Origin of the sequence: Microcystis wesenbergii FACHB-1317 (genome assembly GCF_014696875.1) — a bacterium.
In the GTDB taxonomy this organism is placed as follows: Bacteria; Cyanobacteriota; Cyanobacteriia; order Cyanobacteriales; family Microcystaceae; genus Microcystis; species Microcystis wesenbergii_A.
In genome coordinates this window covers 1-20,387 of the sequence record NZ_JACJQV010000140.1, presented here as the reverse complement: position 1 = coordinate 20,387, position 20,387 = coordinate 1, and the positions used below count along the sequence as shown (strand labels likewise).

The following is a 20,387-nucleotide window of genomic DNA, read 5'->3' as shown; positions in this document are numbered from 1 at the left end:
ACACTTTTGTGGAAGCTTTAGAAGCTTTTCGGACAGCGATGTCTTTCCGTTTCTTTGAGTGGCTGACCGAGAATCGGGATGTGTTTGCCGCTTACAAAGCCAGTTTAGGCTTTATTTGGGCTTGAAATTTGTTTAAGTCCCACTAAGTATATCTTCTAAAATTGGTCATTACTTCCGATTTTATCAGTAAATCTAGGCTTTTGGGGGTAGAACCCCCCAAACCCAGAAGCACATTTGCTGATTGTCGGTATTTCTGCAAGAGAGGGTCAAAAGTTGTCAAAATATTTGACAAAATTGCCACTTTATGGTAGGGATTTGGGTCATTTTTGTCCCTTAAATTTTAAATTTCATCCCATCCAGTTAAGCCAGAAGACATAACATAACTGGTAACGGTTGCTTCAAAAAAGTTAGCTTTGGTGTGGCCTTCTTTTTTGGTATCGGAAAAGCGTTCCAGATGGTTATAGGGACTTTTGTTATACTTTTCTTCCCTGTATAAAGGCTCAAGTCCGATCGCTTTTAGTCGAATATTAGCAAGGTATTTAGTGTACTGTTCGGTACTGTATTCGGTAATACCTAAAATGTCGTTGCCAACAATGTGATTTGTCCAGCGACATTCGTGTTTAACGGCACTATCGAACATCTCATAAATTTGTTCAACAGAATGGGGAAAAATTGCCATGGCTTCAGGAATAAGTTTCTGATACAAACGGACGTGACTTAATTCGTCCCGGTTGATCATTTTGAAAACGTCAGCGCTACCAGACATTAGCTGTCGAGAAGCGAGATTATAGAAAAAGATGACGCAACTACCCATCCTTTCAGAGTGGGGCTAGAACATACCATTATCTCCTTGAACCTTTTATAGCGTATTTACCAAGAAGATACTCACCCTCTGTTCGTTGAACCTTCCCCTTTAAAACAGAGGCTTGGCTGCTGATTACCCATTGTTTTTAATAGCTGCCTTACGGCTTTTATTAAATCCCTTAACTTTTTTCTGCTCTCGCTCCTTTACGCTTATCTTTTCAGACTTCGCTTTGGTTTAAGGGCTTTAGGGCTTCCCAGCAATTTGGCGAGTTTTAACTAACACCTCACGATGCTAGTGGGCTACCTCATTATTTAACCCATTATAAAAATACAAACTCTCTAGCAAATAATCGGCAAGAAGGGCGATAAAATAGCTTTCAGTAGTTTGTTTATCGATGTATTGCTGGTAGAGACTAGCGATAAATTGACAGCGATCCTTGAGAACTTTATCGGTGCGCCAAAAGTCATACACTTCACCCCTACGATCCGGGGGAATAATCGTTTCAATTAAGTATTGATAACTTTGATTGTGCATGGCTTCTTGAGAAATTTGTTCCGCCATACAAAGACTAATTTCTGGCGCAGTGACACTACTTTTTAGGTGAGGAATATTACAGGTTTGTACGGAATCAAGAAAAGTTAGATAGGACAAAATACCATGATATGCATATCTTTCTTCGTCGGTAAGATGCCCGTATTCAGTCACGTCTTGAGTGATATCTAAGCGTTGCGGTATCCAGAAATTTTCGCGCATTTGTTGATATAAACCCACCGCCCAGGTGTAGCGGACATCGTTTAATTGCATCAGGTTGGTGGTGTTACCAAACCAGATCGAACGGTTTTCGATCGCATCATCTCCCGACGGATTGAAGATCGGGGAAATGGGCATCGAATGGCAAGAATTAACTAAATGTAAGGACATGATTACTTGGATATTATGGCACTTTTAGGTTATAGTAGGTTTTCGGTAAAAAGTCAAATGGTTTGATTAGGGATAAATTCAAAATCTAGGGCTTCTGCCAAAGTAAATGGGCAATCCTTCGGGAATTTATCTAGGTTTATCCCTGTTTCAATAGCGGCTTTTTTTCTGGCTTTATTATAGCATTTTTTAACATCATCTTCTGTTAAAAAACTCTTAAGACTAGGGCTATTTTCTAAATCTTCTTCGATTCTCTCTCGATGCTCAAAAAGGGTTAATGCCCAGCTTCTGGTTTGTTTTTCTGGCTCTTGTAAGTATTTTAGTAAATGCCATAAAATCACGATCAGATTGCTTTTTAATGCTTTCTGTTGACTGATAGACATAGATTTTATTTCGTCAATTAAATTCTCTAAATCTAAATCAGAAAATTGATGATTTTCTAGTAAATTAATAGTTTTATCTAACCAGAGATAGTAATCTTTTTCGTATAAGTTCCTTTCCATAATTATCCCCATTATTTTGATATTTCAGGAAACCAATCCTCATTTAACGCCTGTTCTATAGTGCAAATTGAATCTAAACTGACCAAATTTTCAGCCATTCCCGATAATTCGATAAAAGAAATACGAGCTTCTTGAAAAGAGTTATTAAAAATTTCAACGAGATAAGGCTGTAAACTAGGACTATCGGCAATAATTCTTTTTATGGCACGACGGAAATTCCTAATTTCATTTTTCCATCCTCTTTGATTGTATTCTAATTCCGATTGCCAGTAAACCAGTTTTAGCAAATGTTCTAATAAGCGAGTTAAATAACTTTCTAAACTTCGTTTCTCACTTTTACCCATGCTGCTAATTTCTTCAATTAAATTCTCTAAATCTAAATCAGAAAATTGATGATTTTCCAGTAAATTAATGGTTTTATCTAACCAGAGATAGTAATCTTTTTCGTATAAGTTCCTTTCCATAATTATCCCCATTATTTTGATATTTCAGGAAACCAATCCTCATTTAACGCCTGTTCTATAGTGCAAATTGGATCTAAACTGACCAAATTTTCAGCCATTCCCGATAGATCCAAAAATAATTTACGAGCATTTTGATAACAGGGCAAGAAAATTTCCGATAGATAGGGCTTTAAACTGGGACTGTCTTCAATAATTTGTTTAATTTGTAGGCGAAAGTTACGAATTTCATTTTTCCATCCTCTTTGATTATATTCTAATTCCGACTGCCAGTAAACCAGTTTTAGCAAATGTTCTAATAACCGAGTTAAATAACTCTTTAAGCTTTGTCGTTGACTTTTGCCCATGTCGCTAATCTCCTCGATGAGATTATCTAAATCCAAATCAGAAAACTGATGATTTTCTAGTAAAGATCTGGTTTCCTCTATCCAGAGATAGTAATCCTGTTCGTATAAATCACTCTTCATTGCTTAATCCTCTCCGAGAAACTCAGGAAACCAATTTTCATCTAAAATTTGGTCAATTGATCCAATAGGTGTAGCACTTAAAAGTCTTTTATCGATGCCAGAACCTTCGACAAATAGATGGCAAGCATCCTCATAACATTGATCGAGAATCTCGGTGAGGTAAGATACTAAGTTTGTATTATAGGTTCCATCCTTTTTGTTGCTAATAATTCTTTTTATTTGAATGCGAAAATTTAAAATCTCTCGTCGCCACTTGTTTTTATTGTAATCGCGCTTAGATTGCCAATAAGTTAATTTAAGTAAATGTTCCAAGAGTTTAGTTAGTAAACTCTCTAACTTCTGGCGTTCTCTTCTGGACATATCTTTTATTTCTTCAATTAAATTTTCTAAATCCAACTCAGAAAACTGGCGATTTTCTAGTAAAGATATGGTTTTCTCTAACCAGAGATAGTAATCCTGTTCGTATAAAGTCTTATCCATAGGTGTGATTAATTGATGAATAAGACTTATCTTAACCTTAATTAGCGCAACTAGAACAACTATCGTCAGACTCTCGAAAATTGTCCTTTTGTACGGTGCGGACATAATAAATCGCTTTACACCCCAATTCCCACGCCATGATTAGAGTATCAAAGATATCTTTAGCAGTGAGACAACGGTTGGGTTCTGCGGGGAAATAAACCCCTTCATTGAGGTTGAATAATAATTCCATAGAAATTCCTGTATCAATCCATTCTTGCATAGTAGCGATCGCTTTTACCACTTGCTGCTGTTCGAGGTTTTTATTCTCTGGATAAAACCAGAAAGCTTCTTCAATAAAAGGTGGTGCGATGGGAACGGTTCCCTTTGCCCATTTATCGTAGAAAAAGCGACTATAAACCGGCAAAACACTGGCAGTACATCCCTGTACCAAACTGGAGGAAGTATTAGGAGCAATGGCGGTAATATGGGAATTACGGATGCCAAATCGTTGAATATCTTCGGCTAATTGTTGCCATCTTTGCGGTTGCACTGCGTTATTTAAAAACCATGCCACTGGTTTTGCTCCGATTAATTTACCTTGACTCCATTCGCTACCCAAGAAAGCTTGATAAGCGCCGCGTTCTTTGGCTAATTCCATCGAGGAATAGGTACACCAATAGCCAATTTCTTCAAATAAATTACTAATTTCTGACAGGTTATTGTAGGATAATTTCCGTTTAGCTAACCAGTCAGCCAATCCCATCGCCCCTACCCCAATAGTGCGATATTTATCGTTGTGGTTTTTAGCATTATCAAAGGGAGGATTAGTAATATCGATAGTATTGTCGAGAATCCTGACAGCGATTTGACAATTAGACTCGATTTCTTCCCTGTCGATATTGGCTAAATTAAGGCTAACTAAATTACAGCAATGGGCAGTTTTATCGGGGGTGACATTGCTAAAAGATTCGGTGCATTGTCCTGTGAGAATGCCGTTAAACATTCCCAGATGACGCTTGGGTTCTGTAAAACAGTAGGTGTCATCTCGACGACAGGTTAACTCTACCGATTCAATGCGGATAAACTGAGTGGCCGAACGTTGGGGTTCTTTTAAAGTCCATTGTAAGCGATGGGTTTTAAGTCCCAATTGACCAAGTTGAAATAGTCCGACAGAATTAATCAGTAAACGATATTTTGGTTGACAGAGATATTCTTGATAATTTCCCTTTCCATTTGGCATCAATTTATAGCCGCCGTCATCCATAAAAGTAACTTTGGAATCAACTCCTAAAGTCTGTAACATTAGGCGAATATCGAGCAAAAATTGCCGGTTAACAGCAGCAATCTGGAGAGACTCGTTAGAACCATTGCGGGCAACTGTTCCATCGGCATCAAGTAAACCAGCTAACCATTCTAAACGAGATTTAATTGTGTAACCATTGAGAGGAACTGTAAATTTACTGGGAATATCTAACGGGAGTTTACAGACGATCCGATCTTGTTTACTGTCATGATATACCCCTAGGGTATCAGTTTCTTTTCTCCAAAAAGTACCTTTTTCAATAGAGCCATTTCCCCGATATTTGTTACGAATAGCCAATAAGGGAAGTAACTCTTTTTTAACTCCGTATAGGTCAACTTCTGGCATTCCATTGTTTCCGTAACTCCCATCTCCAGAAAAGAATCCTGCGGTGTAGGCGTAGGGAAAGTCAAGGTCATTTTCTGACTGGATGAGAGGCAGCTGATATTTAATTAATTTATCTCCTTGTTTGAGGTCTTTTGCCTCCACAATTTCCACGGTTCCCTTGTAGTTTTTCTGAACGTAAAACTTATGGTAGTAAGTACATTCTAAGGCCTCTCCGTTAGAGAAATTGACCTTTAATAAAGGCTGGTTTTCTCCAGTCTTTTTAACTAATACTTCTGACCACTCCAATCCATTCCAGACATTAACATATTCCCCCACCAAATCAGCGATTGCTATTTGTCCTCGGTCAGTGAGAATTTTTGTTTCTCCCGCAACGCATAAATTTACACCAGGGATGTAGCCATCGTGTTTATTAGGATTAGCGCGATTGATGGTATCTTTGAAGGCAATGTAGGGCATTCCTGTTTCTACTTGGGAACGCATGATACTTTTAAATAAGTCCCGGGCATTGATTTTTTTATAGAGGAGAATCTCTTGATCTAAATTAGCTTCTACTAAACGATAAGCCTCTTCAAATTCTTCCCCCCATAGTTCCGCTAATTCTATACCTAATTTTCTGCGAACTTCGTAGGGATCTACTAATGTCCACTCGGCTTTAGTTATCACCCGACGCATAAATTCATCGGTGATAACTAATTGGGGAAAAACATCATAAGCTTTGCGTCTTTGATCACCGTTTTCTGTCTGCATTTCCAGAAATTCTGGCACATCTAAATGCCAGATGTCAACACCGATAGTTACTGCCCCGGCGCGTCTTCCCCCCTGATTTACTGCAATAGCTGTATCGTTGAGTAATTTAATCCAAGGAATAATCCCCCCGGAAGCGTTAGCTTTCCCCATTACCCAGCTACCAGTGGCGCGAATTCTACTTACATTTACCCCGACACCGCCACCATTTTTTGAGATGCGGGCAGCATTAGTAATCTCGCTGAAAATGCTTTCTAAACTGTCGTCAATGGAGAGGATAAAACAACTGGTTAGGGAACCTTTGGGTGTGCGTAAATTGGCTAAAATTGGGGTGGCAAGGGAGATTTTTCTTTGAGCAATCCCTTGATAAAATTTCTTCGCCCAGGGGAGTCTATTAGTCGGTTCTTCCACAGTGGCAAGCAGTAAGGAACAGGTTAATAATGCCTCTTGGGGTAACTCATTTTTGAGTAAATAACGGCTAGTGATTAACAATGCCCCGGCGTAATCATAATCGATGTCCCAATCGGGATTAATCCAAGAACCAGCTTCTTTTAATTCTGCTTCGGAATAGGTGAGAATTCTTTCGTCGTACAGCCGATTTTTAACTTGAGTTTTGACAGTTTTCTCGTAATTTCCGTACTGATAACCCCGGACTACTAAGGTATCTTTCCACAGACTCCAAATATGCAATCTTCCCGCCACATAGCGCCAATCCGGTTCCTCTGGACTACACATTTCTAGGGCGCAATTAATTAAATTATCCTGTATTTCCCTGGTGGTAATCCCATCCCGCAGGCGTGTGGTTAAACCCGCTTCTAAGGCGATTGAATTGACTTTTTTACCTTCACAAGCCCACTCTACCACCTCGCGAATTTTGCCGATATTTAAGCTTGTGGTGGAACCATCGCGCCGAATCACTCTAATTCCATGGCTGCCCATATTAGCTAAAGGGGTAGAACGAAAGGGTATTACTTCGTTATTTTTGTGAATGGAGACGGTAGTAGTCAAGGGCTTTGATTGCATAATTGAGAAATTGCGGCGTTAAAAAACTTGACAAATTAATCTATTTGTACTAGAGTATTCTATCAGATTTTCTGGGAAAACACAACATCTAGCGTGTTAAATAATCCTATCACTCTATATATGGTATAGCCAGGATTATTTTGTTCCCTAAAAACAGTGTTTTGGCTGACATTTTCTGGAAAAAATTCTCGATTCTCTCTCAAGGTAGTTCTTTTGTATGCTTGACAAAAAGCTTTTTCTTTGGTAAGAAAAACAGATTGACAAAATACTTTTGATCCGATTCTGCTTGACTGCTGAGGAGGTTGTGGTCAGACTTTATTTGTTCTTAACTTTTCGATAATTTAAGACAAGAGTGGATTAAAAGTCAAATTTCCTCCGAGAACCTCTGAGAGAGTAAAATTTCTCTTTTCGCTATTTAGTGGCTTACCGCTAGAATAATAGGACAAAAACGCTATATATAGCGTCTAGCCAGTAGAGGACAAGGATGAAATATTTAGAAGAATGGCGTGGTAGCGGGGTGGACGCGGAGTTAATCCATCTCAATGTCACCAGTTTAGCGGGGTTATCTCCCAGTGAATACCTACTCTACTCCCAAGAATTACCGCGACGCAATGATGGCAGGGTTAGGGATAGTATTCTCAAGCGTTATGAACATACCAGTCAAGGCGGTTGGTGGTGTTCAGGAATTGACTTACTAACGGGTAATTATGACCTTTGGGGCTGTTTTAAGCCCGATTTTCCCCGTTTAAGCTTCGATAAGGCTAAACCGATTAAGTACGAACATCCCCCCCAAACCCCTACGGGAGTCTTTGCTTTGCGGGTTCCCCTGAAAATTTGGCAAAGGATATCCCAGTGTATCAGTATTAATATTTTAACTGAAGAAGTGGATAATAAGCAAGAGGATCTCGGTTTTTGGTCTTGGGTAATCAAACATCCAGAGATACCTATTTGTCTTACGGAAGGAGCGAAAAAAGCGGGGGCATTACTAACAGCAGGTTATGTGACAATTGCCTTACCCGGGATTCACAATGGTTATCGTACTCCCAAGGACGAATTAGGTAGGAGAATCGGCAAATCTCATCTAATTCCGCAGCTAGAAAAATTAGCTAATTCCGGACGAAAGATTTATCTAGTTTTTGATCAAGAAACTAAACCAAAGAACCAACAAGCGGTTAATTTAGCTTTACAGAAAATGGGTTATCTATTCAGTCAGGCTAACTGTGAGGTAAAGGTGGTTACTTGGGATGCTGCTGATGGTAAAGGGGTGGATGATTTACTAATCAATCGAGGGGAAGATTACTTCCAACAAGTCTATCAAAAAGCTACCTCTTGGGAAATTTGGAAGGCAGCGAGTTTAAATAGTTTAACTCTCCCACCTCATCTAGAGTTAAATAGCCGTTACTTGCCAGATATTGCCATCCCGACATCAGCGCAGTTAATGGCGATTAAATCGGCTAAAGGTACGGGGAAAACTGAGTTTTTAGCCAAGATAGTTAAACAGGCTGTTGCCAATCAACAAAAAGTTTTAGTTATTGGTCATCGGGTGAAACTGGTAGAGGAGTTATGTCAACGCTTTGGTTTAAACTATATCAGCCAAATTAGGGATAATCCTGCGGCACAAATTTACGGTTATGGTTTATGTATTGACTCTCTCCATCCCCAATCACAAGCTAAATTTCAAGCAGAAGATTGGCAAGGAGCTATGATTATTATCGATGAGATCGAACAGGTTCTATGGCATGGGTTAAATGGGGATACTTGTAAAGCTAATCGAGTAGCAATTTTAAAGTCTTTAAAGTCTCTGCTACAAACTGTGGTCAGCAGTGGGGGTAAAGTCTTAGTTGCTGATGCTGATTTAAGTGATATTTCCCTAGATTATTTAACTTCTCTAGCGGCGATTAAACTAGAAACTTTTTTAATTAGTAACGAGTGGAAACCTAGTTATCACGAAGCTTGGCGAGTTTATAACTACTCCGATAACACTCCCCAACAGCTAGTTAAGGATTTAGTCAAACATATTAACGAGGGAGGAAAACCTTTTGTTTGTCTGTCAGCACAAAAGTTAACCAGTAAATGGGGGACGATTACCCTAGAATCTTATCTAAGAAAGCAATTTCCTCACAAGAAAATTTTGCGGATAGACTCAGAGTCATTGCAAGATTCTAGTCACGATGCTTATGAAGCGATTGGCAATTTAAATCAGTTGTTGCTTAACTATGATATAGTTCTAGCTAGTCCTGCGATCGAAACGGGAATTAGTATTGATATTCAGCAACACTTTACCTCGGTTTGGTGTTTAGCACAGGGGATTCAAACTCCCACCTCTATCGCTCAATTTTTAGGGAGAATTAGAGAGAATATTCCTCGTTATATTTGGTCAGCAGTGTACGGATTTAATCAGGTGGGTAATGGTTCCACTTCTATCCCCAAACTTCTCACCTCTGGACACCGATTAACGGAGGTTAATATTCGCTTACTACACCAATCAGATTTAGAATCTCTGGAGGATTTAGATACAAGTTTTCAAGCGGAATCTCTCCTCTGTTGGGCTAAAATGGCTGTGCGAGTAAATGCTTATATGCTTAATTATCGCCAGTCAATTCTAGGGATTTTACAAGCAGAAGGTCATAAAATTAAAGAATGGAATCAGGAAGAAGAACTAGAAATAACCAATCATTTAATGGAAGCAATTGAAGAAATTAGAGAACATAATTATCGTTCTGAATGCGAGGCAATTGCCAGCGCAGCTGCGATCACAGAATCAGAGTATCGTCTGCTTAAAAAACAGTTAATTAAGTCAGTGAAAGAAAGGAGAATTATCAGGAAATATGACCTATACAAACGCTATGGAATCCCCGTCACAGCGCAATTAGTGATTAAAGATGATCAGGGATGGTATCAAGAACTACGCCTACATTACTTTTTGACAATTGGGCGACAATTTTTGTGCGATCGAGATGCTTTAATTGCCCATAAACTGATAGAATCAGGTCAGGGAAGTTTATTTATTCCCGATTTTAATGGTAGTCAATTAGGAGTGATTATCGGGACGTTAGAAGTGTTAGGAATTCCCGTATTATTAGCTAATCCTGAAAGAGAATTAACTAATCATGATGCCGACTTACAAAAAATGGCCGAAATCGCCATTAAAAACCGCAACGAGATTAAAACTATCACCAAGATTAATCTCTCTCATACTTCCCGTCCTCTGACGATTATTCGTAATTGTTTGAACTTGTTAGGTTATGAATTAACCAGCAAGGGCAGCCAGAGAATTGCTAAAAAATCTCTTAAAGTTTATCAGATTGTTGCCCCTCAGGATGGTAGAGAACAAGTGTTTCAACAATGGTTATTTAGAGACGAAAAATGTGCGGGAAGTTCTGAGATTTGGTATGAGGACTATCTCTTTTCTCTCACCCAGAAACCATCTCTAGGCGAATCAGAAAATGCTTATATTCAATTAAGTCTAGAATTTAGTCTAGCTATGGAGAAATTGCCTATTTAAGCGACTTTTTTCCCTAAAATGACCACATCAGCCAGAAAATCGTCTAGAGCGGCAATTTGGGGTAAATAACCCCATCGTTGAAAGCCGAATTTTTCAAAGAGACAAATGCTGGCTTGATTGTGGGCAAAAATAATACAGATAAGATTAGATATACCCAATTTGGGACAGCAATTCAGGGCATATTCTACTAATAATTTACCGATTCCACGACCTTGATAATCGGGGGCAATATATAAACTAACCTCTGCCGTTTTTTGGTAAGCGACACGACCATAAAACATCTGTAAACTCAGCCAACCCACCACCCGACCTTCGATCGCTATTACCCAGATGGGATACTGTTCAGGAGCGTGCTTTTTAAACCATTCTCGCCGACTTTCGAGGGAAATAGGCTTTAAATCTGCGGTTGCCTTGCGAGTGGGAACAGCAGCATTATAAATCTCGATAATTGTTGGTAAATCTGTTTCTTTAGCCTCGCGAATAATCATAAGACCTCTGGCAAAAATCAAAAATCTTCCGTTAGCTGAGGAGTCAGGAGTCAGGAGTCAGGAGTCAGGAGTCAGGAGAATTAAGAATGAGCATTAATCAATTAAATGCTCTATTTAGGGATTTTAGGCAATTTTATCTCTATTTTTCTCATTTTTGCCCTCTCAAAAATTAATTATGCAAGAACTCCATAGAATATCAAGTAAAAAGTAAAAAGTAACAAAGGACTATTTTTTATTTTCTATCTACCTATCGGGTTGATTCTCAGGATGAAGTATAACCTAATTTTGCCTTGTCTCCTAACTTCTGAACTCTCCTATATCTCTCAATATTACCTTAAAATTGAGTTTGATAGCGGACGGTAAACTCATTCAAATTGTAATCGTAGGAGAAGCGTATAAAAGACTGGGAATTAACTCGATAGACGGTTTCCAAATTGGGAAGAATATTAAAATCTGTTGCTCTGATCGCATTACTAACCGCATTCTCCACATCATACACGACTCCTTGGGCTAAGAGGGGAATTGCCAACTGAACCACTCCAAATTGAATTAATTGTTCTGTATTTTTCCCCTGTAAACCATTAAAAACCGACAGCAATTGTTCCCCCAAAAGTCGAACGATTTCCCCTTGGCTGCGGGGGGGAGTGCTGGTTAATTTAACTAGGGGAGTATTAAGCAGTCCCTCATCTTCACCTCTAGCAAAAGCCACTGCTTGTAAACAATTAGCAGCTTTTTGTAATTCTGCATTTGTATAGTTTTCCTCTAGGGGAAAAGGGGGACTATCGGGACGAATTTGGCACACTTCATTGATATTACGGCCTAAATTTGGTAGCAAGCGATTTAATTCCCCTTCAACGCTGAGGGTGACATCGATCCTTTGAATGCGATTGAGGCTATCATCGGGAATTTCATTACTAGGAAAATCCCCTCCTGGACGGGAGATAGCAAAATTTCGAGATTGAGAAAATTCGCTGAGAATTGTTCGCAGTTGAATATCAACAAAGGGATTAAAAAGTCCCAACCCGCGACTAGAATCGAAAACAATAACATTTTGATTGCGTCGGTTAAGAAGAAAACGAGTATCGATGTAACTAACCCGTCCTCGATCGAGATTAATCACTCCATTAGTTTGTAATTTCTCCAGTGAAGTGAGCGAACCGTTCAAGGTTAAAGCACCACTAAAATCAAATTGATACAAAGGTTCTTGTTCGATGGATAATCCCGCTAAAGACACTTGGAAATTATTTAAAACTGGAGTAATATTGGTCGTCTGAGGAATGTTGAGAGGCTGCAGCCAGCGACTGACTGGTTTATTCGTTTCTTGATTAATTTCTGGAGTGCGAGGAAGAAAAACTTTACCTCTAGAAAGACGCACATTCCCCCCGATAATTGGTTGCTGAACTGTTCCTGTCACCATGGCATTCCCAGCAATTAATCCCCGATAAAGACCATTAATTGCTATATCTCCCTCTTGAATATTAACTGTTAAGGGATTAGGATTATTTTTGATGGCTTGAAAGAAAGGTAAAACTCCCATCACAGAAATTTGTCTGTCAGCGATCGAGCCTTGTAATTCCTCTACTGTTAAGTTTTCAGGGGTTAACCCAATGCGGCCATTTACGGTTAAAATCTCTGGAAAAGCAACACTGCGGATAGCGGCATTATCGAGAGTAACTATACCATTTGCTTCTAAATCTTTGATTTTTAAGCCTTCTTTTATGTCTAATCTTCCCGTCGCTGAAAGAACTACCTCCCCCTCACCATTAACCCATTCGATGGCGTTTTGACTGATAGCTTCAATCAATTTGATTGCATCGGTTCCCAATTTTGCTTGGATTTTTAATTGATCATTACCCGGTAAGGGAGGATAGGGAATGCTGGCATAGAGTTGGATTGATTCGGGGGAGGTTGTCCGCAAATCAAAACGATACTGATTATAGGTAAATAAACCAATTATATCTTGATTAATATTTTGGGCATTAATTGCACCATCAATAAAGCCAAAGTTACCCTGAATACGAGGATTTAATAAAGTTCCTGTAATTTGACCTTGAGTTTTTAGACTACCGGATACATCCAAGGGAAACTGCACAAAATTTCTCAAGAGATCGAGAGAAAGATTTTCCACGGCAAAAGTTCCCTCTAATTTTTTTAAAGAAAAATCACCCGCTAAAAATACGGAAGAATCTCGTGATTTTAATCTAATCGGTTCTATCCTGAGCAACTGACGATTTAAGTTAAGATTAATTGTTACTTCATCAATCGGAATTAATTGGGTATCGGTGGTGACAATTCCCAGAGGGTTAACAATATTTACCGTCGGTCTTTGGGGTCGCCATTCCCATCTATTGCCCTGAAATTGTACGCTAAGATCGGGATTTTTTAAAGTCCCGGTTAAGGCTATATTTGCTTGATAACGGCCGCGAAAATCTAGTTCGGAAGGTATCCCGACTACCCCTCTTTCCCCTGCTAATTGCTGGATTATTTCTTCAATTTTTGCCCGCAAATTTACCTGTTGTGCTAGGGAAGCTTCGGGATTACCTACTCCTAGAGGACTAAGTTGAATAGCTGGGTCATTCTCTGAGGAGAAAAAGTTGATTAAACTGGTTAAATCATAGATACTAGCAACTGATAATAAATCTTGAATATAACCTTGATCTACCCTGAGTTTAGCTTCTATTGCTTGGGTTTGCCAATTAAATAAACCTTGCAGATTATATTGACTTGCACCCGCTTGTAAACTCCCCGCTTGCAGTTGAACTATGGAATCCCGATAAACCAAATTTGCCGTTAATTTTTCCCCGATTAAGTTACCTAAACTAGGTTGATTAATCTCTAGTTGTCCCTCACCCTGTAAGTTAAATAAATTGATGTCTAGATTAGCATTCAATTGTCCAGCAATAATCCCCGGAATATTGTAGGCTGCCGTGGGAGATATTTTCAGGATTTCTAGGGGAAAATTGGCAATCTGAACATTTAAATTTTCTCCGCTTCGTTTAGCTGTTGCTAGAAAAGGAGTCTTATTTCCAAAAGCTTGGCGAATATTTATCTCTAGGGGAAGATAGGGCAGCCGACAATTATTTTGTTGGCAAGGATCGAAAGTTAAGTCAATAATGTCCTGATTTCCCCGCAGATTTAGACTAATATTTTGACCGATTCCTGCTTGCATACTTCCTTTTAAGACAGGTTCAAAAAGTCGTTCATTAATGCTAAAGTTAGCTAAATTTATATCTCCCTTGATTTGTATATTTCCCACTTTTTGCCAAGCAGTTAAGAGATTTTTACCCGTAATTTGTCCTTGAAATTCTCCGATCCCTGTTAGTGTCGATTCTCTGGGTTTTAGGTTAGAATCAATCGGTAAAAGCGATATAATCTGCGTTAGCGGTACAGTAGCAAGGTCGGTTTTTGCCTGTAGATTTAAGTTAACCTCAGCGATATCGGGTTGACTGGTAAGATTAGCTAAAAGAATATTTCCTCGCACATCAAAGTTATTTTCTCCCCACTGTGCCGAGAGATTATTAACCTGAATTGGTGTTACTCCCTGCCAAATTTCCTTAATATTTCCTGCTAAATTAGCTCTAAAATCTAAGTTAGGAATCGAGATTGATTTTACTCCCCGCAATTGCCCTAGCAGGGCAGCGGGATCGAGATTAGCGGCAATCATATCACTTTGCCAGAAGTTATTATTCAGCTGTGCCTTAGCTTTAATTTCTCCTTTGGCTACATGAATACGAGAGTTAAAAACTGCTTTGACACTGCCTAAGTTTAGTCGTTTTTCTAGCAGGGAGTCGAAAATAGTTTGGGCATTTCCTGTTGCTTGAAAACTGGTTTGGTCAATATTCAACGCTAGGGGAATATTTGTCTGAAAATTCTCTAAGCTACCGAGAATATTAAAAATCCCGTTGTTTAATTGAATAGCAGTATTAATCGGATTATTATCTACTAATAAGCGAGTATTTACCCTAGCATTGACGGTGGACAAATTAGGGATTTTTCCCGCTAGTAAATTATTGATTGCACCAGTGAAATTGACTTGGGTTTTCCCTAGACTAACAGGAATATTTATATTGGGTAAAAACGGATTTAAGTTAATGCCAGCCGTATTAACTATACCGCTTAAAATACCTTGTTCCAGTTGGGTTGTCGTTCTCAGGGATTGATTATTGACAAATAACTGTATATCTCCCTCTCCGCGCCAAGTTTGTAAATCCGTTAAAGTACCACTAATCAGAGAATTTATTCTGCCAGCAAAGTTAATTTTTGCCCTGCCTAAACTAACGGGAACTGTTAAATTTTCCACTAGAGGATTGAGACTAATTCCCCTGGTGTTAACTGTTCCTGTCAGGAAACCTCGATTCAGTTTGGCTGTGGCAGTTAAGGGATTATTATCTACTAATAACTCCAGATTTCCTTGACCTTGCCAACTGCTGAAAATATTATTTTTATTCTTCAGCAATTCCCCTAAATAGCCTTGTAAATTAATTTGCGATCGCAGTAATTTAACTTGGGTTGGTAAGTTAGGCAATAGGGAATTAATCGGCAATCCCGCTAGGACAGCTTTCGCCTGAAGATTTCCTTGCAATACTTGACTATTGACTAAAATTGTGCCTTGTTTACCGCTAATTCCTAAGTTAGCAATTCCGTTTAAAGTATTAATATTTAGTTGGTCAATTTTGCCACTAACTTGAATATTAGCTGTCTCTAAATTTAAGGGTTCTAGGGTTTCTAGGTAGGGGCAAATACTATCTACATATTGACAAACGATAGGCACAAAAGGAGTCAATAAAAAGTTATTACCCGTGATTTTTGCTCTGACTAATTTGCTAGTAAAATCACTATTAGCATTAACCTGTAGTTTGCCGCCATTTGTTTTAATCACCGTATCGGTTAAATTTATTTTGTTGCCACCTAAAAATACTTTACCCTCCCCAGCAATATTAATTAATCCTGATTGGTTAACCGTGGGTATTTGCCAATTAATTAATAATTGGGGCAGTCCTAAACTACCTCTAGCTTTAATCTTAGCTTGCAGATCACTTATATTAAGTTTAGCGGGAACTGTTGCCAATTGAGATAAAATTTTTCTCGTGGGGAAATTGGCTTGTAAATTCAAATTAATCGCCATTTTTGTCCCGTCAAGAGGTTGATTTTTTTGCAGGGATTGCAGAATATTTAATTGCAATTTTCCTTCCCCTTTAATTTCTCCACCTGCAACGGGTTTAATTTGGATTTTGTCTAAATTAAGACGATTGAGATTTGTTTGAAAATTACTGGTTATTGATTGAATGGGAATTTGCTCAAAAATAATCGGTTTGCTGTTGCTAACGGTTCCTTTAATTAGAGGTTGATCTAATTTTCCCGTCACTTGAAAAGTAGATCGTGCTTCTCCCCGTAAATCTAGAGGTGATTGCAGATAAATAATTCTTAAAAGTTGTTGTAAATCCACCGATTCTAGAGCGACCTTGAGATGATAACCAGTTTGCCAATTTACTTCTCCCTTCACCTCAGTTTTAATCTTGCCAATACTTGCGCTTGCCTGTTCGACTAATACTTTATCTCCCTGTAAATTTAACTTAGTTGTTAGCTTAATTGGATACTGGAAAGGTTGGAATTTTCCCGCCAAATCTGTCACCTGAAAATTGCCATTTCCTTCGGTTTGATTTAGCTTTGCCCAACTGGGAATATTGAGAGCAATATTAGCATTTACTTGTCCTTGATTTAATTGGAAATTGCTCCCAGGAATTAAAGTTAATAGTTCACTTAAGTTCAAACGATCAATCTGAAGATTAGTTAGACTTTCCCCCGTTTTTAACGCCGTTTTTCCTTGTATTTTTACTTGACTTTTGAGGATTTCTGCGCTAAAATCGTAGGTGAGAGGCTGCCTTTGATTATCGATGAATCTTCCCTGACCATCGGCCTTGATTTCTATCGGTTTTTTCAGGGCATAGGGTTGGATAGTAATATCTCCCTTCTCCACCTGAACACCCAGATTTAACTTAATAGGGGCCTGCCGATCAAAGTTACTAGATATTTTTTCTAAATTATCGAGCCATTGACCATTTTTATCCTGATCGAGATAAATACTGGGATTAATTAACTTGACATCAACTGGCAGCGGCAGACCTAAAAGTAAGGGCAGCGGATTTAATCCCAATTCGATCGCATCAATAGATAAACTATCGGCAGAATTTGCCGTAGCTGGAATTTCCGATTTACCGATACGAATGCGATTAAAATAAAAGCCTTCTATCTTACCTACCCTGACGGGTCTATGCAGCATTTCACTGAAGATATTATCTAAAATTGGGGTGAGACGTTCATAAACTAAATAACGAGTCGTAAAATAGCCAAGGGAGGTAATTCCTAGGAGAGTAATTCCCCCGACAATTAAAGTAGAAGGCCGGCGTAAAAATCGACCGATACTCAGAAAAAGATGAGGACGAGGAGAAGGATCGCCAGGGGAGTTACTCATAATTGTTTACCTCACACACACCAAAGAAAGGGCAACGGCTCACCAGAGCTATTGAAGTATGATAATTCACCGCGGCACTGATAGCCCTCAATCGATTAATTGCCATTTTTTAGGCAATTATTGGGCTTAAATCCTGTGAGGAAGTCAAGGGCTGCGGCCAATTAAAAGCTTCTCTCCCCATCTTAACCTAAGACTCGAATGGCTGGCTAAAATTTTCAACAATTCGCCAAAATCTCGCCAGTTTCAACAGCCAACCGAATTAATATTGATCAACCCACCAGTTCAAGCAGAATATTGCTCAGATCAATAGGTTCGGAAATTGAAGATTGAGAGAAAACTTGTGCGGACAGACAACAATCTGGCGCAGTCTGGAACAACAACCAGAAGTATTCAGTCTTAGAATATTGGGACTAGCACGTCTATTTTTACTGCAAAAATCGTCTTATAGATAAAGATCATGAAAGCCAGATTATCGATCGCCCTAACCGCCCTAATGACCTTGGGCATAACTTCCACAGCAGCGGTCAACTTTGACGAACAGAACATCGAGCAGACCCAGGTAATAGCGATCGCTCGTCCCTACGGAGGTAATAAATTTGACCTGCTAGTATTGGAACAAATCCCGGGAAAACAGAAGTGTTGGAGCGAAAGTGGCTCAAATCCCGTCATGATTGACCCGCTGCTCCTCAACTTTGACTTTACCGGCATTTGTCGCCGCGCCACCGATAGCAATGGTTATTCTATCCGTCTCGATGGCCGGGATTTTGGGCTAGATTACATCTTGCGTATTGTGGAACGCAATGGCGAATTATACTTAGTGGGAACTCCCCGGGATGCGCGCAGACCGGAATTAGTGGTGGGAAGAACCCGAGGAATGCAAACAGGATTTATGAAAATTATCCTCGAACCGGGTTGGAAATTTAGCCGTCGTACCTTTGAAGGCAAAAGTTTAGGCCACTTCTACTTTAGCGGCAAAGAAGCGGAAGTTCTCGCGGCCGCCGGCAGACCTCCCATCAACGAAACCACTCCTCCCCCCAGTTCTGGGGCTAGTTTCCAGGATATTAGCGGTGATATCTATAAAACTGAGATTGAAAAAGCGATCGCTATTGGTGTAGTGGCCGGTTTTAAAGAAGATAACACCTTCCGCCCCGAAAATCCCGTCACCAGAGAACAATTCGTCTCGATGATTATTGAAGGGATGGGAACTGTCACCAAAATTAACCTAGAAGAGATTCCCCCCGGCAGCGGCAGTTTTAACGATGTGGATGCGACGCGTTGGAGTGCCAAAAAAATCCAATGGGCCCGGGCCAATGGTATTGTTGCCGGCAAAGCTAACGGCGAATTCCGTCCCACCGACCCCATCACCCGGGCCGAATTGATGGCGATTCTCAAACAGGCCGCCACCTACCTGAAAACTCAGCAAAAACAAGCCCCCGATTTAGCCCAAACTAAAACCCCCGTCAATTTTTCCGATACTTCCGGTCATTGGGCCGCCAGTTTAATTACCCAGATGTCGGGATTTTGCGGTGTGGCCTCTCCCTTGAACGAACAGGGTAGTGCTTTTGTACCAAATGATCCCGCCCGTCGTAACTATGCGGCTGCTGCGATCGTCCGTACCCTTGATTGTGTTAAAACCGCCAAAAAATAATGGCCTCTCCTCAATCAGGGTTTGCGGCAAAAAGTTTTTCCTAGGGGTAGGATGTGGGGTGTGGGGTTTTATCCATTTTTAGGAAGTCAATTACCTAATTTTCAGGGCAAAAGTCCCCCAATTTTCCCCCCGCTCACTCCCAGGCCCGGAACTTTTTGATTTCAAAAAGGCCTAAAGATATTATCCAATTACTGATGACTGATGACTGATCAGTGATCACTGATTACTGATCACTGATTACTGATTACTGATTACTGATTGTGGTTGTTAATTTTTACCTTAAATGTCGGTTTGAAGGAACCCTCGGTTTCACTGACGAGATGAAAAACCGACCAGCATAAAACAGCGAAGCACAACTAATATTCAGGGGAATCCTGATTCTCGACATATTTCTTAAGTTGGTCTATTGTGACACCGCCACAACTGGCCACAAAATATGCCCCTGTCCACAAAATTCTCTTATCTTGACCATATATCTCTTTCAAGTGGTCTGAAAAGTTATCCCACATCAGCTGGCAAGAAGTTGATTTTAAGTTAGCGATTAGACTACTTAACAGCTTATGGGGTGGGTAAGTCAGAAGGATATGGATATGGTCTGATTCTCCGTTAATCTCTATTATCTTCGCCTCCCATTTCTCGGCTATGTTTTGAAAAACTATTCTCAAAAATTCTAAATGCTTTTTCTGGAATACTTTCCGATGATATTTTGTCACAAGAACTATATGTACGGTGAGATTAAAAGTGGCTCTACGAGTCTTAAAATAATTAGTTTTTATGCTCTTGATATTTTGTATAGTGGATTGCTATAATCATGGTATAACACATTGAGAGGTCGAATCGATGCGAGTCATAGAGTTTAAGTTAAAAACAAATTCACACCAGAAAATAGCCATTCAAGAGGCTATCAGGGTGGGACAGTTTATTCGGAACAAATGTCTAAGATTTTGGATGGACTCTACCAAAGAAGCTCAGGTTAACTATGCTACTTTGTGTAAATTAACTACCGAATTTCTAATAGTCCTGAATTTTCTTTTGTTGGTAAACTCAACTCTATGGCTCGTCAGGCAAGTGCCGAAAGAGCTTGGTTTTCTATATCCCGTTTTGACAACAATTGTCAAAGGGGTTTGGCAAAAAAAGGCTATCCCAAATTCAAAAAGTTTTCAAGGTCTGTCGAGTACAAAACTTCTGGTTGGAAACTAACAGAAGACAAAAAGTTTATCCACATCACGGATAAAACAGGGAT

10 protein-coding genes and 3 pseudogenes are annotated in these 20,387 nt (G+C 39.5%); 3 read left to right on the top strand and 10 right to left on the bottom strand.

Features of this window, described 5'->3' with window-relative positions; genetic code table 11:
• Window positions 1–340 precede the first annotated feature (340 nt).
• The 7 genes and pseudogenes from H6F92_RS12130 to H6F92_RS12100 all read right to left on the bottom strand — a co-directional run.
• Window positions 341–855 (bottom strand): annotated as a pseudogene (locus H6F92_RS12130) (ribonucleotide-diphosphate reductase subunit beta); the annotation flags it as partial.
• Between the two features lie 271 nt (window positions 856–1,126).
• Window positions 1,127–1,726 (bottom strand): annotated as a pseudogene (locus tag H6F92_RS12125) (ribonucleotide-diphosphate reductase subunit beta); the annotation flags it as partial.
• A gap of 53 nt (window positions 1,727–1,779) precedes the next feature.
• Window positions 1,780–2,226 (bottom strand): DUF29 domain-containing protein, encoded by a 447-nt coding sequence (locus H6F92_RS12120; RefSeq protein ID WP_190358024.1) that lies wholly within the window; start codon window positions 2,224–2,226, stop codon window positions 1,780–1,782.
• 11 nt (window positions 2,227–2,237) lie between these two features.
• A complete protein-coding gene (locus H6F92_RS12115; RefSeq protein WP_190358023.1) occupies window positions 2,238–2,690 on the bottom strand; it encodes a DUF29 domain-containing protein in 453 nt (150 codons plus the stop codon).
• Window positions 2,691–2,701: 11 nt separating this feature from the next.
• Window positions 2,702–3,154 carry a DUF29 domain-containing protein gene (locus tag H6F92_RS12110; RefSeq protein WP_190358022.1) on the bottom strand — a complete coding sequence of 151 codons (453 nt, stop codon included), beginning with the start codon at window positions 3,152–3,154 and terminating at the stop codon, window positions 2,702–2,704.
• A gap of 3 nt (window positions 3,155–3,157) precedes the next feature.
• On the bottom strand, window positions 3,158–3,634 hold the full coding sequence (locus tag H6F92_RS12105) for a DUF29 domain-containing protein (RefSeq protein ID WP_190358021.1): 477 nt from the start codon (window positions 3,632–3,634) through the stop codon (window positions 3,158–3,160).
• Between the two features lie 37 nt (window positions 3,635–3,671).
• A complete protein-coding gene (locus tag H6F92_RS12100) occupies window positions 3,672–7,031 on the bottom strand; it encodes an ATP cone domain-containing protein (protein ID WP_190358020.1) in 3,360 nt (1,119 codons plus the stop codon).
• A gap of 484 nt (window positions 7,032–7,515) precedes the next feature.
• Here H6F92_RS12100 and H6F92_RS12095 point away from each other — a divergent pair, with 484 nt between their 5' ends.
• Entirely contained in the window at window positions 7,516–10,536 is a 3,021-nt protein-coding gene (locus H6F92_RS12095; RefSeq protein ID WP_190358019.1) for a plasmid replication protein, CyRepA1 family, read from the top strand.
• Here the strand turns inward: H6F92_RS12095 and H6F92_RS12090 are convergent.
• A complete protein-coding gene (locus H6F92_RS12090; RefSeq protein ID WP_190358018.1) occupies window positions 10,533–11,024 on the bottom strand; it encodes a GNAT family N-acetyltransferase in 492 nt (163 codons plus the stop codon). The genes H6F92_RS12095 and H6F92_RS12090 overlap by 4 nt on opposite strands.
• A 334-nt stretch (window positions 11,025–11,358) precedes the next feature.
• The gene (locus H6F92_RS12085) at window positions 11,359–17,496 is read right to left on the bottom strand and encodes a translocation/assembly module TamB domain-containing protein (protein WP_190358017.1); all 6,138 of its coding nucleotides are present in this window, start codon (window positions 17,494–17,496) and stop codon (window positions 11,359–11,361) included.
• A 457-nt stretch (window positions 17,497–17,953) separates the two neighbouring features.
• On the opposite strand from H6F92_RS12085, the gene H6F92_RS12080 reads away from it, so the two are divergent.
• Window positions 17,954–19,144, top strand: a complete 1,191-nt coding sequence (locus H6F92_RS12080) for a DUF3747 domain-containing protein (protein ID WP_190358016.1) — start codon at window positions 17,954–17,956, stop codon at window positions 19,142–19,144.
• Window positions 19,145–19,500: 356 nt separating this feature from the next.
• On the opposite strand, the gene tnpA is transcribed toward H6F92_RS12080, so the two are convergent.
• On the bottom strand, window positions 19,501–19,920 hold the full coding sequence (gene tnpA, locus H6F92_RS27050) for an IS200/IS605 family transposase (protein ID WP_190358025.1): 420 nt from the start codon (window positions 19,918–19,920) through the stop codon (window positions 19,501–19,503).
• Between the two features lie 64 nt (window positions 19,921–19,984).
• Between tnpA and H6F92_RS12070 the strand changes: the two are divergent.
• Window positions 19,985–20,387: pseudogene (locus tag H6F92_RS12070) on the top strand (RNA-guided endonuclease InsQ/TnpB family protein); the annotation flags it as partial.

What these genes read in the sequence shown, in the direction of transcription:
- H6F92_RS12095 (WP_190358019.1), top strand. Translation starts at nt 7,516, where the DNA reads ATGAAATATTTAGAAGAATGGCGTGGTAGCGGGGTGGACGCGGAGTTA.
- H6F92_RS12120 (WP_190358024.1), bottom strand. Translation starts at nt 2,226, where the DNA reads ATGGAAAGGAACTTATACGAAAAAGATTACTATCTCTGGTTAGATAAA.
- H6F92_RS12100 (WP_190358020.1), bottom strand. Translation starts at nt 7,031, where the DNA reads ATGCAATCAAAGCCCTTGACTACTACCGTCTCCATTCACAAAAATAAC.
- H6F92_RS12105 (WP_190358021.1), bottom strand. Translation starts at nt 3,634, where the DNA reads ATGGATAAGACTTTATACGAACAGGATTACTATCTCTGGTTAGAGAAA.
- H6F92_RS12080 (WP_190358016.1), top strand. Translation starts at nt 17,954, where the DNA reads ATGAAAGCCAGATTATCGATCGCCCTAACCGCCCTAATGACCTTGGGC.
- H6F92_RS12115 (WP_190358023.1), bottom strand. Translation starts at nt 2,690, where the DNA reads ATGGAAAGGAACTTATACGAAAAAGATTACTATCTCTGGTTAGATAAA.
- H6F92_RS12090 (WP_190358018.1), bottom strand. Translation starts at nt 11,024, where the DNA reads ATGATTATTCGCGAGGCTAAAGAAACAGATTTACCAACAATTATCGAG.
- H6F92_RS12110 (WP_190358022.1), bottom strand. Translation starts at nt 3,154, where the DNA reads ATGAAGAGTGATTTATACGAACAGGATTACTATCTCTGGATAGAGGAA.
- H6F92_RS12085 (WP_190358017.1), bottom strand. Translation starts at nt 17,496, where the DNA reads ATGAGTAACTCCCCTGGCGATCCTTCTCCTCGTCCTCATCTTTTTCTG.